This is a genomic window from Salinirubellus salinus (genome assembly GCF_025231485.1).
Lineage (GTDB): Archaea > Halobacteriota > Halobacteria > Halobacteriales > Haloarculaceae > Salinirubellus > Salinirubellus salinus.
In genome coordinates this window covers 2,104,169-2,121,290 of sequence record NZ_CP104003.1, presented here as the reverse complement: position 1 = coordinate 2,121,290, position 17,122 = coordinate 2,104,169, and the positions used below count along the sequence as shown (strand labels likewise).

Sequence of the window (17,122 nt, the reverse complement as noted above, 5' to 3'; positions counted from 1 at the left end):
GTCAGACTGGTTGACTTGACGTTACGCGGTCATCGTCTTATAATTTCTGACTGTTTCCATCTGATAATGATTCCTTAGACGGACTTAATTCCACGTTTCAGCGCCAAACTATGTAGTGCACGGCTGTCGCTCAGGGTCATGAGTGCGCCGCCGACAGAATGTCCCCGGGCAAGGGTTGTCGACGGACGCGGAAGGCGGGGGCTCTCTCGCGCCCGCACCATCTGCCTCAACAGAGGGTGCGTATTACCCATTTCTATAGTTGGTCGGCTGGTTGATAATACTTTCTGGTGAAGTAATACGATGGCTTACCGTCTTCTTCAGCACTCTCCTACGTTGGGTATCCCGGTGATTGACCGTGGCGTGACCCGGCACGCCCAATCTGTTAAGCACGTTCGTCGTCCTACGGTTCTCTGGTTTGAACTCTGCCTAGGGGTACCTCCCGATACATTAAACATTTATACGCTTCGATATCTGCCCTCACGTGTCAGACGAGACGTAGCGTTTATCCTGCCTGCGTTTGGTATTTTAACAGAATGCGGACTGGGTGGCAGTACCGACTTGCTGCTGGCGGTGGAGCGATAGTCCTGACTACGCTCGCCGTCCTGATCGCAGCGAACGGTACTGTCCAGTCGATCGTACGACTCGTCCCTGTCTTGGGCCGGCTTCCGTTGGAGCCGTCTACTGGGCGCTTGCTGTTCCTCGAGACGGCAACTGCAGTCGCCGTGATGTTCGTGACGTTCATCCCGCTGTTCAAATCCCGACCACGCCGGCTACTCGATACCGCGACGCTGTCACAACAGCGGGTCCTCCTCGCGATGGTTGCACTTGCCGCCATCGGATACTTCGATTATACCTTCGCGCTTCCCAGGTTGACGCTCGTGTTGACCACGGCGATCCTGCTCGTGGCGATGCCGGGTTGGTTCATGCTGATTCGGACCCGACCCTCGGGAAGCGCTGACCGGGTACTCATCGTTGGCGATGACCCCGAGACGATTGCCGAGATCCATGAGGTGACTGATGTCCCCGTCCTTGGGTACGTCTCTCCACCCATCACCTACACAAGTCGCGGCATCCTCGATATTGAGGCGACCGATGGTGGTACTCCAGAGGCGCTGTCACATCTGACGAATCTTGGTGGGCTCTCGCGACTGGATGAAGTGCTGGTGCAGTACGATATCGACACTGCTGTCTTGGCCTTCTCCCATCCCGACCGAGCGGAGTTCTTCGGGGCACTGGACTCCTGTTATGAGCACGGTGTCACCGCGAAGGTCCACCGTGATCACGCCGATGCCGTGTTGACGACCGGGTTCGGCGAGGACGAGTTGGTTGATATCGATCTTGAGCCGTGGGACCCGGTGGATCACGTACTGAAACGGGCGTTTGACATTGCCTTTGCCGGTGTTGCGCTTCTCATCTTGTCGCCCGTGATTCTCGTTATTGCGTTCGCGGTGAAGCTTGAGGATGGTGGGTCAGTTCTATACCGGCAAGAGCGGACCGCCTCGTTCGGCGATACATTCACCGTCGCAAAGTTCCGCTCGATGATAGAAAATGCTGAAGAGAATGGAGCGAAGCTGAGTGAAGAAGATCGCGGCGGCGTCGACCCACGGGTGACCCGCGTGGGACGAGTCATCCGAGCAACGCATCTAGACGAGATTCCACAGCTGTGGTCAATCCTTGTTGGCGACATGAGCGTCGTTGGCCCACGACCGGAGCGGCCGGAGTTAGACTGGAAGATGGAAGACGGTGCTTCTAAGTGGCGCTCACGATGGTTCGTCAAGCCTGGGCTGACGGGACTAGCCCAAATCCAGGGGGCAACGGGGCACGATCCGGAGAAGAAGCTACGGTACGACGTGGAGTACATTCGACGGCAGAACTTCTGGTTTGACGTGAAGATAGTCATTCGGCAAGTGTACATGGTGGTACAAGATGCCGTTGTTGCATTGGGTGGCGATTCCAGGCACGATGAGTAGACTGAAACCCAAGGCTCGGGTACACTGCGGATAGATGCGAATTCTCCGCGTCGCACAAAAGGCGTATCCCGATGTCACGGGCGGAGGAGCGTATCACGTCCACGCGATGAGTCGTGATCAGGCAGCGATGGGCCACGACGTGACGCTCCTAACTGTGGGCGAGGGCCCGCGGCGGGAGTTTCGCGATGGGTACGAGGTGCTTCGATATCCGAGCTGGGGAGCCGTGGTGGGCAACGATATTGCGCCAGGCGTGGCGTGGCATCTGGTCAGTCACGCGGACGAATTTGACGTGGTTCACGCGCACTCTCACCTGTACTTCTCGACCAACCTCGCGGCGGCATTTCGGCAGTTGTCTGAGACACCCTTGGCGATTACGAACCACGGGCTATTCAGCCAGAACGCTCCTGAAGAGGTGTTTCATTGGTACCTGAAGACTGTCGGAAAGTGGACGTTCAACTCGGCCGACGTGCTGTTTTGTTATACGGATCCGGACCGTGAGCGACTACGCGAGTACGGCGTAATGACGGATGTGGCAGTCGTACCGAATGGTATTGATACGGAGCGGTTTACACCTGGAGACAAGATCCACCATGCAATGCCCGACGGCACGAATGTGCTGTTTGTGGGGCGACTGGTAGAAGGGAAGCGACCAGGAGATGCGCTGGAGGGGTTCGTTGGTGTGGTTGAGGAGCACCCAGATGCGTCTATGGTATTCGCTGGCGAGGGAGCGTTACGTGAGGAACTGAGATGTAGGGCAGAGACGCTTGGGATAGCGGAGTCAGTCCGATTTCTCGGACATCTTGAGTATGAGGAGATGCCATCTGTGTATCGCGGAGCGAATGTGCTGGTATTGCCAAGTCGAGCCGAGGGTTTGCCTCGAACGGTGCTCGAGGCAATGGCGAGTGGGGTCCCCGTTGTCTCGAGTCACCTTGACCATACTGCACCGGTTGTTAGGCAGGGTGGGAAAACCGTGCCAGTGGGTGATGTCGAGGGGTACGCTGTAGCATTGAATCAGGTGCTCAGTAGTCAAACACAACTGGGCGAGCAGGGTCGTCGTGCCGTTGTCAATGGATTTAGGTGGGAAAATACCGTTGCTCAGACGACTGCACAGCTCGCAGAGATTAGATAACACCGCGCTGTGTCATCTGTCGGTGCCAGCGGGCGAAGACATACACCGACCAGAGGAACTTCCCATGTTCAGCTGCTCCAGTCCGGTGATTGTCGAGTACACTGAGCACACCACGGGTGTCGAATAAATCGGTATCAATGCTCGTAACGGTCTCTCGGAACTCGGAATAAAGGTCGTCTTTGAGCCACTCGCCAATCGGCATGTCGAACCCCTGCTTGCCACGTTCGAGTATCGGCTTGGGTAACAGGTCATCAAACGCCCGCTTCAACACCCGCTTTTGCTTCCGAGGAGTAATTTTGTACTCTGTTGGGAGCGACATAGCATACTCGACGACATCCGTGTCTACGAATGGGACACGAACTTCGAGGGAGTTCTGCATGCTTGCGAGGTCGGTCTTGTGAAGAATCTGGTTGGGGAGGCCAAACTGAGTGTCAACCGCGAGCATCGTCGCCAACTCGTCCTGCCTCTCCGTGGGAAGGTAGTCACCTGCGGCCTCGTGTTGCTTCTTGAGCACCTGTCGCCCCGCCTCCACGGGAGCGATTTGGTCGAACGTGACCGCGGCCTCGTCATCGGGCACTCGAGCCCACTCGAAGTGGCGAATCGCCGGGTCGGGCTCACCACCCCCAAGGAACTTCTGCCCCTTTCGCACGAGCTCACCGCGAGTGGTTCGCCGTGAGACATCAAGTCGGTTGACAACGGGCTCCAATAGGCTCGTCCGGACGGTCGAAGGGATGCGACGGTAGTGATTCGCATAGTACTCGCCTCGATACCGGCTGTAGCCGGCGAACAGTTCATCCGCGCCGTCCCCCGATAGCGCGACCTTCACGTCTCGACTCGTCTCACGGGAGACGGCGTAGGTCGGCAAGAGTGACTGGTCGGCGAAAGGCTCGCCTAGCTGCCCGAGCACGTTCGGGATTGCGTCACGGACTTCGCTGGGACTTACTGTGTACTCGGTATGGTCTGTATCGTGGTACTCTGCGACCTCCCGAGCGGCCCATGACTCGTCGAAGCGCGACTCTTCAAAGCCAACCGTGAACGTCCGGACCGGTGAGTCGGAGAGGTCTGTCATCAGCCCGACGATGATGCTAGAGTCGATACCGCCGCTCAGAAACGCGCCAAGTGGAACGTCGCTCATCAGACGCTCTTCGACGGCATCTTCCAGCCTGTCACGGAGTCCATTGACGGCGGTGTCGAAGCTTACATCCCGAGAGTTGATTGTCGGGGTGTAGAACTGACGTTGCTCGACCCCCTCCTCCGAGACGATGACCTGCTCTCCTGGGCGTAGTTTTCTGATGTTGCGAAACGCTGTCATCGAAGCCGGGATGTATCCCAGTGCGAAGTACTGCGAGATGCTTTGTCGATTGACGCCACCGTGGTTGACGCCCGATTCGAGCAGCGCGGGGAGCTCGGAGGCGAACGCGATGCGGTCGCCGTCATCGGCAAGCAGGAGCGGCTTGATTCCCAGCGGGTCTCGAGCGAGGAGGAGTCGCTCGTCGTCGTGGTCCCACAACGCGAACGCGAACATCCCCTTCAGCCGGTCAACAAACGACGGACCGTGTTCTTCGTACAGGTGAACGAGGACCTCAGTGTCGGTTTTAGTGCTGAACGTGTGCCCGGCGTTCGAGAGAGACGAACGGAGCGAGCGGTAGTTGTAGATTTCGCCGTTGAATACGACTGACACTGTTTCGTCCTCGTTAAAGATTGGTTGTTTCCCGGTCGAGAGATCGATAATGCTCAGACGCGTGTGTGCGAGCCCAACCGGTCCGTCGCGGAAAATACCGCTGTCGTCTGGGCCACGATGGGCGAGGCAGGCGTTCATCGCCTCAAGGTTGTTATCAGGATTTTCGTGAGGGTCGAATATCCCAGTAATACCACACATCCGTCTTTATTCCAGGTATCCCAGCTCTCGTAGGTGGTCTTCAATCATCTCCTCGTCTTGAACGCCCGACGCGTCCCCACTCCGTCGACGTTCCATCTCGTCTAAGTGTGCATCCAAGGCGTCGGTGAGTTCATCAAATGGTCGTTTAGCCACGTCCCGGTGGTTTTTTTCCTCCCGCTCTGTCGGGTTCTCGGAGAGGTCAAACAGGAGTTCTGATTCACGATGTCGCATGAGTTTCCACCCATCTGCCCGTCTAATACCAGCGTGTTGTCTGTCAAGTTCGGCCCCGACGTCAATGAACGCGTGTTGCCGGGGTTGTGAACCCCCTTCGACACGGTCCCAAATCGATTCTCCATCCCATCCATCTGGCGGAGCAATCTCCAGAAGTTCCAGAATCGTCGGTGGCACGTCCACGAGTGCGGTCTGGCCATCTAAGGTGCTATGCCCGTATCCTGGAACGCGGATTGCGAGTGGTACCCGTATCACTTCCTCCCAGAATTCTTGCGGATGCCCCCCCCGGCCATGTTCACCGTGCATGTCACCGTGGTCAGAAGTGAATACGATTATCGTCTCCTCGAGTTCCCCGCGCTGTTCAAGAGCAGATAGCAACCGGCCGTACTGGTCGTCGAAATACCGGCACTCCGCCCGATAGAGGCGGCGTTGGAGATCCCACTCCTCGTCACTCAATTCCTCCGGGTGGTGGACCGCCGCCCGGGCCAGTTTCTGTGAGCGGATTCGGTCGACCGGTGAATCGAGGAACATCCGCTGGTATTCGGGCGGGGCCTCGTATGGGTCGTGGACGTCCATAGGGTGGAACCACGCGAACCAATCGTCCTCGTCGGCGGTCCAGTTGATGAGTTGGTCGACCAGCACTTTTGCACGTACGAACCGACTGTCTCGTCCGCTAGCAGAAATAACCGCTCCGTCAAGCAAGTGGTAGGCTCTCAATAGCGACTGGAATACCAGCCCGTCTCTGTCGAACCGCTCTCGTACTATCTGTTTCAGCTCTTTCAGGAAGGAGACTGCTCCCTCGTCGTTCATTGTGTCGAACCCACGATCATAGTGGTAGGCACTTGAGGCGAACCGATTGTCAGTGAACCCAGCGGTAGACCATCCATGGTCTGAAATTACCTCGGCTAGGGTGGGACGAGAGTCGCCCGTATCTGGAATCCCAAACCCAACTGTCCCCCCGGAGTATCGTCCCGCGAGAAGCGCTGGGAACGACCATGGTGTCCCAGGCCCGTTTGCGACACATTCCTTGAACTCGACTGCCTCGTCAAAGAATTCGCGCGTCGCCGGCATTATTTCCTCCACTACGTGATCTTGGCGCAGTGCATCAACTGTAACATAGAGGAGGTTCACGAGATGGGTAAATCGTGTACAATGAATAAGTGAATCGGTTCAGCAACTATCTTTGACTTATTCTGATAATTTGCCATGTCGCTCCATCACTTTTTTAATATTTTCACGAAAACTCTCTGGGGCGTATTCCTCCGCACTCGAAATTAGGTCATGGGATAAGCTTTCTTGGAGGGGTATAGCGGACAAGACGCTTGATATCTTTCGTACCGCATCAGCTTTATCATTGTACGTCAGGAGTGGACTAATATCCACGATCTCGCGCTGCCCCCCAGAATCATGTACGAAAGGAATAGTCCCTGCGGCTGCCATCTCTGCAATTCCAATACCAAAGTGTTCATATTTCCGTCCGTGTATCCCAAATTTATGATTTCGAACGAGTTTTCGAAGAACGGGCTTAGTCACGGCCCCCTCAAATTGAATGTAATCGCGAGCGCGAGAACGCTTTTTTATCAGATCTAGGTAATTGCCTTGTGAGGCTGGTCCTACTATATGTAGGTGAGTTGCATGACCTCTATTTCGTAGTTCATCAATAATGTCGATCAATACTTCAATATTTTTGCTTGGTACGATTCTACCGACACACACAAATCCGTTTTGACGCTCGCTAAGGGGTCGGGATGGAATGATGTCGACAGGGGGGTGAACAACACGTGCGTTTGTTTCGTACGATTGCTCAACCATATCTGCAGTCCAATCTGAATTAGCTATTAGGCAATCTGAATTCACAAATTCTGTTGATATGCCACCTAATTTTTTGCAAATACGTTCGTATATCTTTCGCGAATAAGATTTACCTCCAATAATGCCCGGCACATTTCCCCCGGTAAATTGTGGTGCGTGAATGTACTGAATGGTTGGCTCAGAGCTTGTGATTTCATTTTTTGTTGAGAACACCAAGTCGTATGACCCGCTATGACCCGACAGCCACCTATTCAAAAATGCCCGCCGTAGTTGTTCTAAGCCATTCCCAGTAGCTGAACGCGACAAGGCGGAAATTGTTGATACTATTTTACTGCCAGCGGGGACAACATTCTTATCAACTTGAGCTTCTGTATCAAAGAATTCATTCAGGTCACTGAGTGGGATTTCTCTGTTGGAAACAAGAGTAAGTTGATGGTTTGACTGTAGAGCTTCGATGGTGTGTAAGAGAACTGACTCTGCCCCGCCATTTGCATTCAAATACGGGTGTAAGATAGCGACTTTCATTTACAGATCATCCATCCAATGGGGCATGATATTAATACACACTTGGTCGTTGCGTTCATCACTATTGTTATACCAGTGGGAGTGCCCCGATTCTGTCATACACACCATCTGATTAGAAACCGATTTAACGACGTACAATATAACTGTGCCATTATTAGCTCAAAATGATTCCTGAGGTCAGTGTCGTCTTACCCACATATAACCGGGCAGAAACACTTCCTAGAGCAATTGATAGCGTCTTGTCGCAGACGTTAGACGATATTGAGCTGATTGTTGTGGATGATTGCTCTGATGACGATACAAAACATGTTGTCTCTCAGTATGATGAATCTGTTGAGTACCTTCGTCATCAAGAAAATAGAGGAGCGCCTGCTGCTCGAAATACTGGAATCAAAGCTAGTCAGGGTAATTTTGTTGCATTTATTGATAGTGATGACGAGTGGAAACCTGGGAAATTGAAATCCCAATTACAGGTATTCAAAAATTCAAAATTAACTCCTTTAGGGGCAGTCTACACTGGGTTCAAGACAATTAATGACGGTCAAGAGGAGATCGGGACTGTTCCGTCTAAACGCGGTGATATTTTCACCCAGCAGCTGATGAAAGACTGGGTGAATCCTACCTCGACAGTAATGGTAAAATCTCGATGTTTTGAAGATGTAGGCCTATTCGATTCGGAGCTACCTGCTAGACAAGATTACGATATGTGGCTCCGAATCTCTCGGCAATTCAAATTTGATTATGTCAAGGAGCCGGTTACGATTTTGCATACTGACAGTAGTAATAGAATTACAGGGGACATTGGCGCTCGAATGGATGGAAACAAAGAAATACTCGAGAAAATCAAACCTGACATTGAATCACTAGGTTATGTCCAGAGACGTCATACATGGGGATATCAGTACTACACAATGGGTCGATTTGCGCAGCTTGCTGGCAGGCCGTCCCTTGCGCAGTCCTTGTTATTACGCTCGTTATGTTCTTATCCTTTATATTGGAAAACGTGGTTCGCATTATTTATAGGGGTCTCACCTATTGATGCGGATAATAAGTATCTCCTCTCCGCAAAGAATATATGGCGTAATTTGAGATGGTGATTGCATAGTGTCTGGGTTCCGTCTTCTATCAAAGTCGTCTCTATCACCGGATCGGTTATTCCTCGTCACTTGGACAGTAGCGGTCACCGGCGCTTGGTTCGGTCCCGCCAAGCAAGTTTACGATATACACGGAGTCACCACTATATTCACTGCACGAGGGATTGTCTGGCTTTTTGTTTCAGCCTTAACGTTTTTACTGGGGGTCCATTCTGCACGAAAGTACCATATCGTGCGATCTCGAGTTGATACCAGCGGGATTGTCCCCGATTTACGCGACCAAACCGAGTTGGGATTCCGATTTCGAGTAGTGGCTATTCCCGCTTATTTCATTTCTATTACTATACTAGTGATGTTACTATTGTGGACTTTACTAGCGGTAAATCAAGTTGGAGGGATCCGATCGTTCTTATCCTTACTGGTTAGTGATTGGCACGCTGCATCCCGGCTTTGGATCAATCAAAAACCATTCATTGGGGCTAGACTCCTGTATACTGGACTAATCACCCCGACGATTGTTGCTGCCTCTGTATTGGGACTTACTGTCCGCCATCTTAATGCGGATTCGAATAGAGCCCTCTCGAGCGTCGGTTGGTTTGCTCCATATGCACTACTTTTTCTGCTCTCCTGCGGTCCACTTCTGATTCTCCCGCTCCTGATTTCTCAAAGGTTATTATTAGTGATGGCTCTGCTTGGGGGTCTGATATCATTCACGATAGCGAGCTCAATATCAATCCCACTCCGATATCCAATTTTTTCCATATTGTTATCGTTTTCTGTATGGACAACTCAAGAGTTAATTCGAGTAGGTCTCTCAATCAATAGTCTCTTGCGGTCATTGTCATACAGCGTTTCTAGGCTTTTATTCTACTTCGCGAATGACATCGGGAATCTGAACAGAGCACTTTTGATAGACGGGCATAGTTATGGATACTATTCTTTCAACTTTGTTTTTAAATACACATTTATTGAGGGGTTGGCGAGAAAGACTTTGCTTTCAGGAGTACAGCCCGAGATTGCCCTATACAGCGGAGGTGGGAGTTGGACAGCATTGGGCGCACCATATGTCGACTTCGGAATATTTGGACTTATTATCCTCTTCATTTGGGGGCATATTTCGCAACTAGCGTTCTTTCGTGCTGAAAATAGCCTCTTTGCGGTCCAAGTATATGGGATATTAGGATCGGTTATTCTTCTATCATGGCACGCTCCCATGTGGGCGAACCCGATTTTCTGGTTTAATATCGCTCTCCTATTTTTGCTAATGCGCCTAGTTTCAGTAGCAATGAAACTATTGGGAGAGGGCAGAAAATAAACTCCAAGCCCAGTATTCTACGGATCAATAATACGGTTAATCATTACTACATATATCCGAGATCTGCTAACCGAGCACGAGCCCTCTCGTCAATGTCTACAGTTTGTGACTCCGAACGGGCAGACTTTGCAAACTCCTCAATCGGAATCAAGAATGGAGGCCTATTGCAGGCCTCGGGCCGTCCTTGGCATGGAGTTTTCGTCTCCATGTTGGCAGGAGACCCATTCACTAGGGAACAATCTGTGTTCCCGTTGGAGTCCCAGACATATTTACTGCCGTCGTCCGCGTACACGCACCTTACTGTTCGGTCCCAGTGCTCAAACTGCTCGTGGTCGTATGGGATATTAGAGACGCCGATTCCAACAACTTCGGCCCCGACCGGTCTTGAATCTGGTTCGAAATCCCTGCCAAGAGCCCACGAGGTTATGAGTTCCCCGAGGTGGAGGTGTGAGAATAGTTCATTTGACTTGATAGCACCGTCCTCTGGCGGATTTATTACCTCAAGTGGGACATGAAGAAGTTCCTCGGTCAGGTCCGGAGTAATGTGACCAAACCGTCTATTGGGATTTTCATTGCCCAGTTGCTCACCGTGGTCAGAGGTGATAAGAACCGTCGTCTCTCGTTCGGTCATGTCTCGTATCTGTGTAACGAACTCGGAGACTCGTCTGTCGAGATAGTCTATAGCTGCCGCGTACAAATCCTTGTAGTAGCCAAACTCGGTTTCATGCTCACTCCACTCCTCATTCATGTTGATACTAAGCACGTCCAGATCTCTCGAATCAAAGGTATTCGGGACATTTAGAAGCGTTTGGTCATACTGGCGTATAGTCTGGAGAGGCCCATGTGCGTCCATGAGATTGACAAACGCAAAGAATGGCTCCTCACCATCCTGTATACGTGTGGTGGTTTCGCGTAGCACTGCGGAACAGCCGTCATCGTACGGCTTTGGTACCGGTGTCTTAGCAAAAATATTACTTACTTTCCGAGATATCCCATTAATTATACTTCGGACCGGTTTCTGGTGAGAAAGTGCCTGTCGTAAGTACGCAACATTGCTAGTCTGGTCGGGTGAATCGTGGAAAAACTCACTGGGGCTAAGTGCGTCTGGGAACCGACTAGATGATGAAATGAAACTAAAATCGTCGAAGAATTTATTAAAAGAAAAAAGCTGGCTGGCATACGAATTTGCACTGACCCCAATCAGCCTGTGGTCAGAGAGGTCGGCAAGGAATGTGTTCTCAAAGGCAAGTTGCGAGAAATTCGGAGAATAAGTGTGTACATCATGCTTGTGGGGTAATTCGCCTGTGAGGATACTTGCATGGCTGGGTACACTCCATGAACTTGCAGCGCGACACTGCTCAAACGATACGTTAGACATTAGAGACAGAGAGGAAGCATGTCGGTCGAAGTAGTCTTTTCTAACAGTATCTAAGCAGACTACGACAACATTTCGGTTCATCATTGGCCTGAACACTACTCATGATTATAAGCGTTAAGAAACATCAGATAGATGGATTATAGAACCACTATTTGGTTCCTGATTACTCACCGGATTGGTGGCGCTATCCGGAGGATACTGAATAAATAGATACTTACGTACTGGCATATTTCGTAGGTGTGATAGCGTGTCTCTGAGTAACCAGTTGGGTGATACTCTACGGCGACTGCGTGCACAGTTCTACAGCGGGTACGTGCGGGATGTAATTCGGTGGTCGGGGCTTAACAAACTATTCTCGGATCCGTACTGGCGGCTGGTGTACGCTCTCTCAGGTAAGACAGAGACGCATACTATTTGTGGCAATTCAGTTCACTTCCTGACGGATTCTTATTCCGAGTTCCGGAGGTTTAGAGATCTCGTCAGTGAACGTGACGTCATAACAGAGGTTTTGGAATCCTTGGAACCGGCAGACGTGTTTTACGATGTGGGTGCGAACATAGGGATGTACACGTGCTTCGTGGCGAATGAACTGGGGGCGGACCGAATTGTCGCGTTTGAACCCCATGAGGAGAGCGTGGACAGACTCCGGGAGAACCTCCAACACAATAATCTTGATGCTAAAATTATCCCTGTCGCGCTTTCAGACATAGAGGGGAAAGTGGATTTGGCGGTTGCCGGTGATCAGGTCGGAGAGGGAGAGCACGCTATCGCGACTGGACGTACAGCCCGGACAGTTGAGGTAGAGGTGAACCGAGGCGATGGCTTGATTGACCGGTGTGACTTACCAGAACCGACAGTCATCAAGATTGATGTTGAAGGCGCGGAGTTCGCGGTGTTGAATGGGCTACGATCAACACTCCAGGAATCGTGCCGGCTGGTGTTCTGTGAGATTCACCCACGGAAGATCCAAAACTTCGACGCAAACGAAGGGGATGTATACAAACTACTACGTTCATACGGATTTGAAATCGAGGCCATTCACCAACGAGGCAGCGAACACTTTATAAAAGCAGAAAAACGGACAAAGATATAACTAGTGGCTATAATTAAACAATATGCGGGAAATCAATAAATTTCTCAGTGGTCGTTGGTGGTTAGACACAGCGCTTCCATATGCCCGCAGACAACTGGATATAGGACTCTCCCAGTGGGCGTACTCGCCGCCGAGTGAACCAAGTTATTTGATGGAGGAAGATTGGGATAACGTTGTCATCCTTGACGCCTGCCGATATGACCTATTCGAGTCAGTGAATACGCTTGACGGCAACCTTGATTACCGAATTTCACCAGCCTCAGCCACGCCGGAGTTCCTCTCACGGAACTTTGAAGAGAAGCAGTACCACGACACCGTATATGTGACTGCGAACCCGATGTATCGGACCCTTGGCTTAGATGAGGTGTTCCACCAAATTATAGATGTATGGGAGAACCATTGGGACAGACAAAAGCAGACGGTCCTACCCGAAGCAATGACGGAAGCGACTGCGTCAGCGTACAAGCGGTTTCCGAATAAGCGTATTATATCCCATTTTATGCAACCCCACTATCCCTTCGTCGGAGAGCTTGCCAGCGAAATTGGTGCTCATTCAGGATACGAATTCGCCTACCGGAACGTAACAGAAGGCGAGGCAAGCCGCGACAACCCCACGGTATGGGAGCGCTTGGAAGCGGGCGATGTTTCGCGGGAACTCGTCTGGGACGCCTATGCAGAGAACTTAAAAATCGTATTCCCGCACGTTGAGGAACTACTTGAGTTATTTGATGAAAAGACAGTTATCACATCGGACCATGGGAACCTGCTGGGTGAGAAACCACACCCTCTTGCGGCACCAGTGTACGGCCACCCCCATGGGATGAGACATGAGCACCTCTCTAAAGTACCTTGGCTCATTGTAGCGGGGACCGAGCGGAAATATATTGTCAGTGAAAAGCCAATTAAACAACTGTCCGACCCGTCGGGTGATGTCACTGACCGTCTTGCTGATCTTGGCTACTTTGACGTGTAATTATTAGGTTATACGCCGCAATCGTGGCATCAAAGCAGTGAAGTGTTGGCTATAAAAAACAGGAACAGATGCCGGATTCGTTGTCGGACGAAGAAACACAGTCTTCATTGAATGTTATCACTCACGGAGCGTCGTTATTCTTTATTGGCCGGATACTGGCTAAAGGATTTAGATTCGTTCTTAATCTTATATTGACCCGCGGACTGGGGGCGTCTCTCTATGGTATTTACGCCTACGCGACGACCCTCACTTCTCTGGCTGTTGTGCTCGCACGATTAGGGGCGGGCAAGTCGTTGCTCAGGTTTCTTCCAGCCTACGCGGATGACTCGCCCTATAGGAACTACCTCGTCGGACTGGCATATCTGACAGCACTCCTTGGGAGCGTTCTGATCGGCGCCGCCCTCTACCTTGCTGCACCGGCTATCTCCGGAGCAACGCTCAACAACCCATTGCTTGTTGACGTACTTCGAATTCTCTCATTAGCACTACCGTTCAGCACTTTAATAAAACTTACGAACGAAATATTTAGGGGCCTAAAAAAGCTTGAATATCAGGTTTTGCTCGCAGATATACTCCATCCATTGACGCAAATCGGTGTCGTCATGATCGCCCTGCTACTCGGATATTCGCTGCTTGGCGTGGTCGCTTCCCTTGCACTTGGTTCGATTCTCGTTTGTCTGGTTGCTGTAACGTTACTATACGCGCGCACCTCGCTCAGACCTCACGTTAGTGGAGGACAGAGGAACGAGGGGGCTAAAGAATTCTTTTCTTACTCGATTCCATTGACTCTCAAGGATGTCGGTTCGGTCATGTACAGCCGGGTAGACATCCTAATGGTAGGGTTTTTTCTTGCAGAGTCAACAGTAGGTATCTACCAAGTAGCGTTCCTTCTTTCCGGGCTGCTAGCCCTACCACTTAACGCGTTCAATCAGCTGTTTCCGCCGGTCGCGTCACAACTGTATACCAATGGTGAAATACGTGAACTCCAATCGGTCTATGAGACCGTCACCCGGTGGACACTGACATTAGCGATTCCCCTCGCGCTTGTTGCGGCCGTATATAGCTCGGAGCTTTTGTTAATATTTGGCCCCGAATTTTCAGGCGGCGCAGTCGTTTTGACTCTATTCGCTGTCGGTCAAATAACGAACTGTGCTGTCGGGCCGAGTGGTTATTTCCTGATGATGACGGACCACCAGCAACTCACCATGATAAACCAGTGGCTGCTAGGTGGACTAAATATCGTTCTCAATTACATTCTCATTACAGAACTTGGGGTTATCGGTGCAGCTCTTGCTACTGCAAGTGTTTTATCGTTCATTAATATAATCCGAGTAATTGAAGTGTGGTACACAGAAGGACTGACACCGTACTCAAAGGCATATTGGAAACCCACTACTGCAGGCATACTTACAGCAGTGTTCATGTCTGGCCTCCACCAGCTGTTTGATGGATACGTGTTGCTTATTATTGGTGCTCCAGTTGGTGGATTACTTTTTTTCTGTATCGTGTTCGTACTCGGACTTGAAAAAGACGATCGTGAATTCTTCAACCGGATTATTAGTGAATGATTTCGGTAACCCATCCACGTTGAGACATAAACTAGGGGGGAGGGTGGATACCGGCGAAACCATATGCATCTGGATGTATATAAAGATGATGGTGAACCTCGGTTTCCACGAGGCTACAGTGGGATTGGTGCCAAAAACTCCGGTCACGAATAGACGTCACTGCCGGTACACCGTTGATACGGATGCTAACAGCGTGTTTAATGATGTATCTACTTGATTTAAGGGCGGATAGTGAAATGATACGCTATTGCCCATGGACCCGTCCGACCGACCACTCATCCTTGATGTCGCCGAACCGGTTGTTAGACATATACTACCAACGGTTGCCGTCACAGTCGCTGTGGCCACGCTCATGCTCTCGCAAGCTGTCGGTTTCTATACTGAATTCTTTCGGACATGGAATCGTACGCTATTTCATTTTGGCGTTTATTACCAAATCGGCCAGTTCGCAATAGAGGGCCTCCCTCTTTATAACACTGAGATTACACGCATTGCAAACACGGGGAGTCGGTATCTATATCCTCCAATCATCGCAGTCCTGTACGTGCCGTTTACGCTCCTTCCAGTAGGCCCCGCCGGGTTCGTATTCAACATCCTATCGCTTGGCGTGTTCCTCGGTGGTCTCGTCTACCTGATTGAGACACTTGAACCGACAGCCCCAAAATGGGTGATCGGCTTGGCCGTGATATGCTCCACTGGTTTTTCGCCACTTACACGATCCCTCTATCTCGGTCAGATGACGCCCTTGATGATTGGACTGGTCTGTATTGGAGTCGGACTACTTGAACGAGAACGTACCGGTGATTGGCAGGCCGTTTCAGGTGTCGTGGCGTCACTAGCCGCAATAATCAAGATGCAGTACGCACCGCTCGGTGCCTTTCTCCTTCGGGGTTGGAATCGACTCCGGAACACGCTGCTCGCCGTCAGTGGACTTGGGTTGATTAGCCTCGCGCTCTTCGGCGTCGCGGAGCACCAGGCTTTTATCGAGGTGCTAGCCGCGGGCAAAGGCTGGGGCAAGACTGTCGACCCAGTGAACTGGACACCAGGGGACTTTAAGCCGCTGTACTTTATGACCAACTACCGAATCCATGCGAAATTTCTCATTATCACAGGCGTCGCGCTCTTAGCGCGTTATAGCCGCCGGATAATGACCACGCGGATGGATCGGTACGTCGTGGCACTCGGCTTGGTAACAGTCCCATTGGTCTCGCCGACACCAAACCAGCTTATTCTATTGATTCTGGTACCGGCTTGCGTGGTGGTGGCATCGACGGAGTTACATCAACCTAATGGAGCCGTCTGGCTCCCTGTAGCATCAGTCGGACTGGCACACATCGTCCGACCATCGATACAATATCTCACCTCGTTCAATTCGAATCTCTTAGTCCTCGCCCTGCAACCGGCGGCTTGGGCTGTGTATTTAATGTTCGGGCATTGCATACTTCGTATTGCACAAGAAATCCAAGTTAATAGAAATAAAGATAGTATATTATAATTGTGGAAATGATAGTAAAATCTCCATCATGAAGATGATGTCTGCACCACTCGTTGAGCCACCATACACGCATAAAGGGGGGTGGTTCTGGCCGGGAAACAATTCTAAAAGGGAGAAACCCCTCCGCTGCAAGGGAATGTATCGCTTGCGAGGAAACAGTATCGACGTCGGCTTCCACCAACAACTGGCCGTCGACAGTCACTATTGGGAGACGAGCTCTGTCAAGGGAAACGAGAGCAGCCTCACAGTCAACGTTCCCCTCCGCGTTACGCCTGCGGCCGACGAGCTCAAGATCTCGCTTGACGACCAGCACACTGCCTAGCGACTCGTCACGCAACATGAATCTGATCCACACGAATACGTGTGTCAATATCTGGTGGAGAACGACCTATTCGCCTAGTAACTATGAGCTCCGGGTCGTTCCCCCCACACCGTTCGACTGGCCACGGCGGTCTGTCCTTCTCGGGATTCGGTTTCCATGCTGGTTCGGTGGCATCCTCATCCTATGGTTGGTTACGTTTTGCCAGTCGGCCCATCGTATAGCAACTGCCTTCTACGACCTCTCTTCCTCCAAGCGCCGACCCTTTGATACCACAGCTCTCCTGCATCTTGCGAATACCAAAATTCCTCATTGCTCACGACGGCTTGCTAGAGATCGCG

12 protein-coding genes are annotated in these 17,122 nt (G+C 51.3%); 7 read left to right on the top strand and 5 right to left on the bottom strand.

What is annotated here, in order from left to right; all coding sequences use genetic code 11:
• Positions 1–533: 533 nt before the first annotated feature.
• Entirely contained in the window at positions 534–1,970 is a 1,437-nt protein-coding gene (locus tag N0B31_RS11385; RefSeq protein WP_260591749.1) for a sugar transferase, read from the top strand.
• A gap of 34 nt (positions 1,971–2,004) precedes the next feature.
• Positions 2,005–3,099 (top strand): glycosyltransferase family 4 protein, encoded by a 1,095-nt coding sequence (locus tag N0B31_RS11380; protein WP_260591748.1) that lies wholly within the window; start codon positions 2,005–2,007, stop codon positions 3,097–3,099.
• Here the strand turns inward: N0B31_RS11380 and asnB are convergent.
• Genes asnB through N0B31_RS11365 form a run of 3 tightly spaced genes read right to left on the bottom strand, consistent with a single transcriptional unit; the run spans position 3,092 to position 7,546 of the window.
• Positions 3,092–4,978, bottom strand: a complete 1,887-nt coding sequence (gene asnB / locus N0B31_RS11375) for an asparagine synthase (glutamine-hydrolyzing) (protein ID WP_380627598.1) — start codon at positions 4,976–4,978, stop codon at positions 3,092–3,094. The two genes, N0B31_RS11380 and asnB, sit on opposite strands and share 8 nt — an antisense overlap.
• Positions 4,979–4,984: 6 nt before the next feature.
• The gene (locus tag N0B31_RS11370; protein ID WP_260591746.1) at positions 4,985–6,340 is read right to left on the bottom strand and encodes a sulfatase family protein; all 1,356 of its coding nucleotides are present in this window, start codon (positions 6,338–6,340) and stop codon (positions 4,985–4,987) included.
• A gap of 57 nt (positions 6,341–6,397) precedes the next feature.
• Positions 6,398–7,546 carry a glycosyltransferase gene (locus N0B31_RS11365; RefSeq protein WP_260591745.1) on the bottom strand — a complete coding sequence of 383 codons (1,149 nt, stop codon included), beginning with the start codon at positions 7,544–7,546 and terminating at the stop codon, positions 6,398–6,400.
• A 164-nt stretch (positions 7,547–7,710) separates the two neighbouring features.
• Here N0B31_RS11365 and N0B31_RS11360 point away from each other — a divergent pair, with 164 nt between their 5' ends.
• Positions 7,711–8,643 (top strand): glycosyltransferase family 2 protein, encoded by a 933-nt coding sequence (locus tag N0B31_RS11360; protein ID WP_260591744.1) that lies wholly within the window; start codon positions 7,711–7,713, stop codon positions 8,641–8,643.
• Positions 8,644–10,001: 1,358 nt separating this feature from the next.
• On the opposite strand, the gene N0B31_RS11355 is transcribed toward N0B31_RS11360, so the two are convergent.
• On the bottom strand, positions 10,002–11,414 hold the full coding sequence (locus tag N0B31_RS11355) for a sulfatase-like hydrolase/transferase (protein ID WP_260591743.1): 1,413 nt from the start codon (positions 11,412–11,414) through the stop codon (positions 10,002–10,004).
• A gap of 166 nt (positions 11,415–11,580) precedes the next feature.
• Here N0B31_RS11355 and N0B31_RS11350 point away from each other — a divergent pair, with 166 nt between their 5' ends.
• From N0B31_RS11350 to N0B31_RS11335, 4 genes are all read left to right on the top strand, one after another.
• Positions 11,581–12,426: an FkbM family methyltransferase gene (locus N0B31_RS11350; RefSeq protein WP_260591742.1), complete on the top strand. Its 846-nt coding sequence runs from the start codon at positions 11,581–11,583 to the stop codon at positions 12,424–12,426.
• 151 nt (positions 12,427–12,577) lie between these two features.
• A complete protein-coding gene (locus N0B31_RS11345; protein ID WP_260591741.1) occupies positions 12,578–13,399 on the top strand; it encodes an alkaline phosphatase family protein in 822 nt (273 codons plus the stop codon).
• A 68-nt stretch (positions 13,400–13,467) separates the two neighbouring features.
• Positions 13,468–14,967, top strand: coding sequence for a flippase (locus N0B31_RS11340; RefSeq protein WP_260591740.1), 1,500 nt, complete (start codon positions 13,468–13,470; stop codon positions 14,965–14,967).
• Between the two features lie 340 nt (positions 14,968–15,307).
• Positions 15,308–16,462 carry a glycosyltransferase family 87 protein gene (locus tag N0B31_RS11335; RefSeq protein WP_260591739.1) on the top strand — a complete coding sequence of 385 codons (1,155 nt, stop codon included), beginning with the start codon at positions 15,308–15,310 and terminating at the stop codon, positions 16,460–16,462.
• Here the strand turns inward: N0B31_RS11335 and N0B31_RS11330 are convergent.
• Positions 16,434–16,775, bottom strand: a complete 342-nt coding sequence (locus tag N0B31_RS11330; RefSeq protein WP_260591738.1) for a hypothetical protein — start codon at positions 16,773–16,775, stop codon at positions 16,434–16,436. The genes N0B31_RS11335 and N0B31_RS11330 overlap by 29 nt on opposite strands.
• Positions 16,776–17,122: the final 347 nt, after the last annotated feature.

Coding starts and splice junctions, on each gene's coding strand:
- N0B31_RS11385 (WP_260591749.1), top strand. CDS start 534: ATGCGGACTGGGTGGCAGTACCGACTTGCTGCTGGCGGTGGAGCGATA.
- N0B31_RS11345 (WP_260591741.1), top strand. CDS start 12,578: ATGGAGGAAGATTGGGATAACGTTGTCATCCTTGACGCCTGCCGATAT.
- N0B31_RS11380 (WP_260591748.1), top strand. CDS start 2,005: ATGCGAATTCTCCGCGTCGCACAAAAGGCGTATCCCGATGTCACGGGC.
- N0B31_RS11340 (WP_260591740.1), top strand. CDS start 13,468: ATGCCGGATTCGTTGTCGGACGAAGAAACACAGTCTTCATTGAATGTT.
- N0B31_RS11365 (WP_260591745.1), bottom strand. CDS start 7,546: ATGAAAGTCGCTATCTTACACCCGTATTTGAATGCAAATGGCGGGGCA.
- asnB (WP_380627598.1), bottom strand. CDS start 4,978: ATGTGTGGTATTACTGGGATATTCGACCCTCACGAAAATCCTGATAAC.
- N0B31_RS11360 (WP_260591744.1), top strand. CDS start 7,711: ATGATTCCTGAGGTCAGTGTCGTCTTACCCACATATAACCGGGCAGAA.
- N0B31_RS11355 (WP_260591743.1), bottom strand. CDS start 11,414: ATGAACCGAAATGTTGTCGTAGTCTGCTTAGATACTGTTAGAAAAGAC.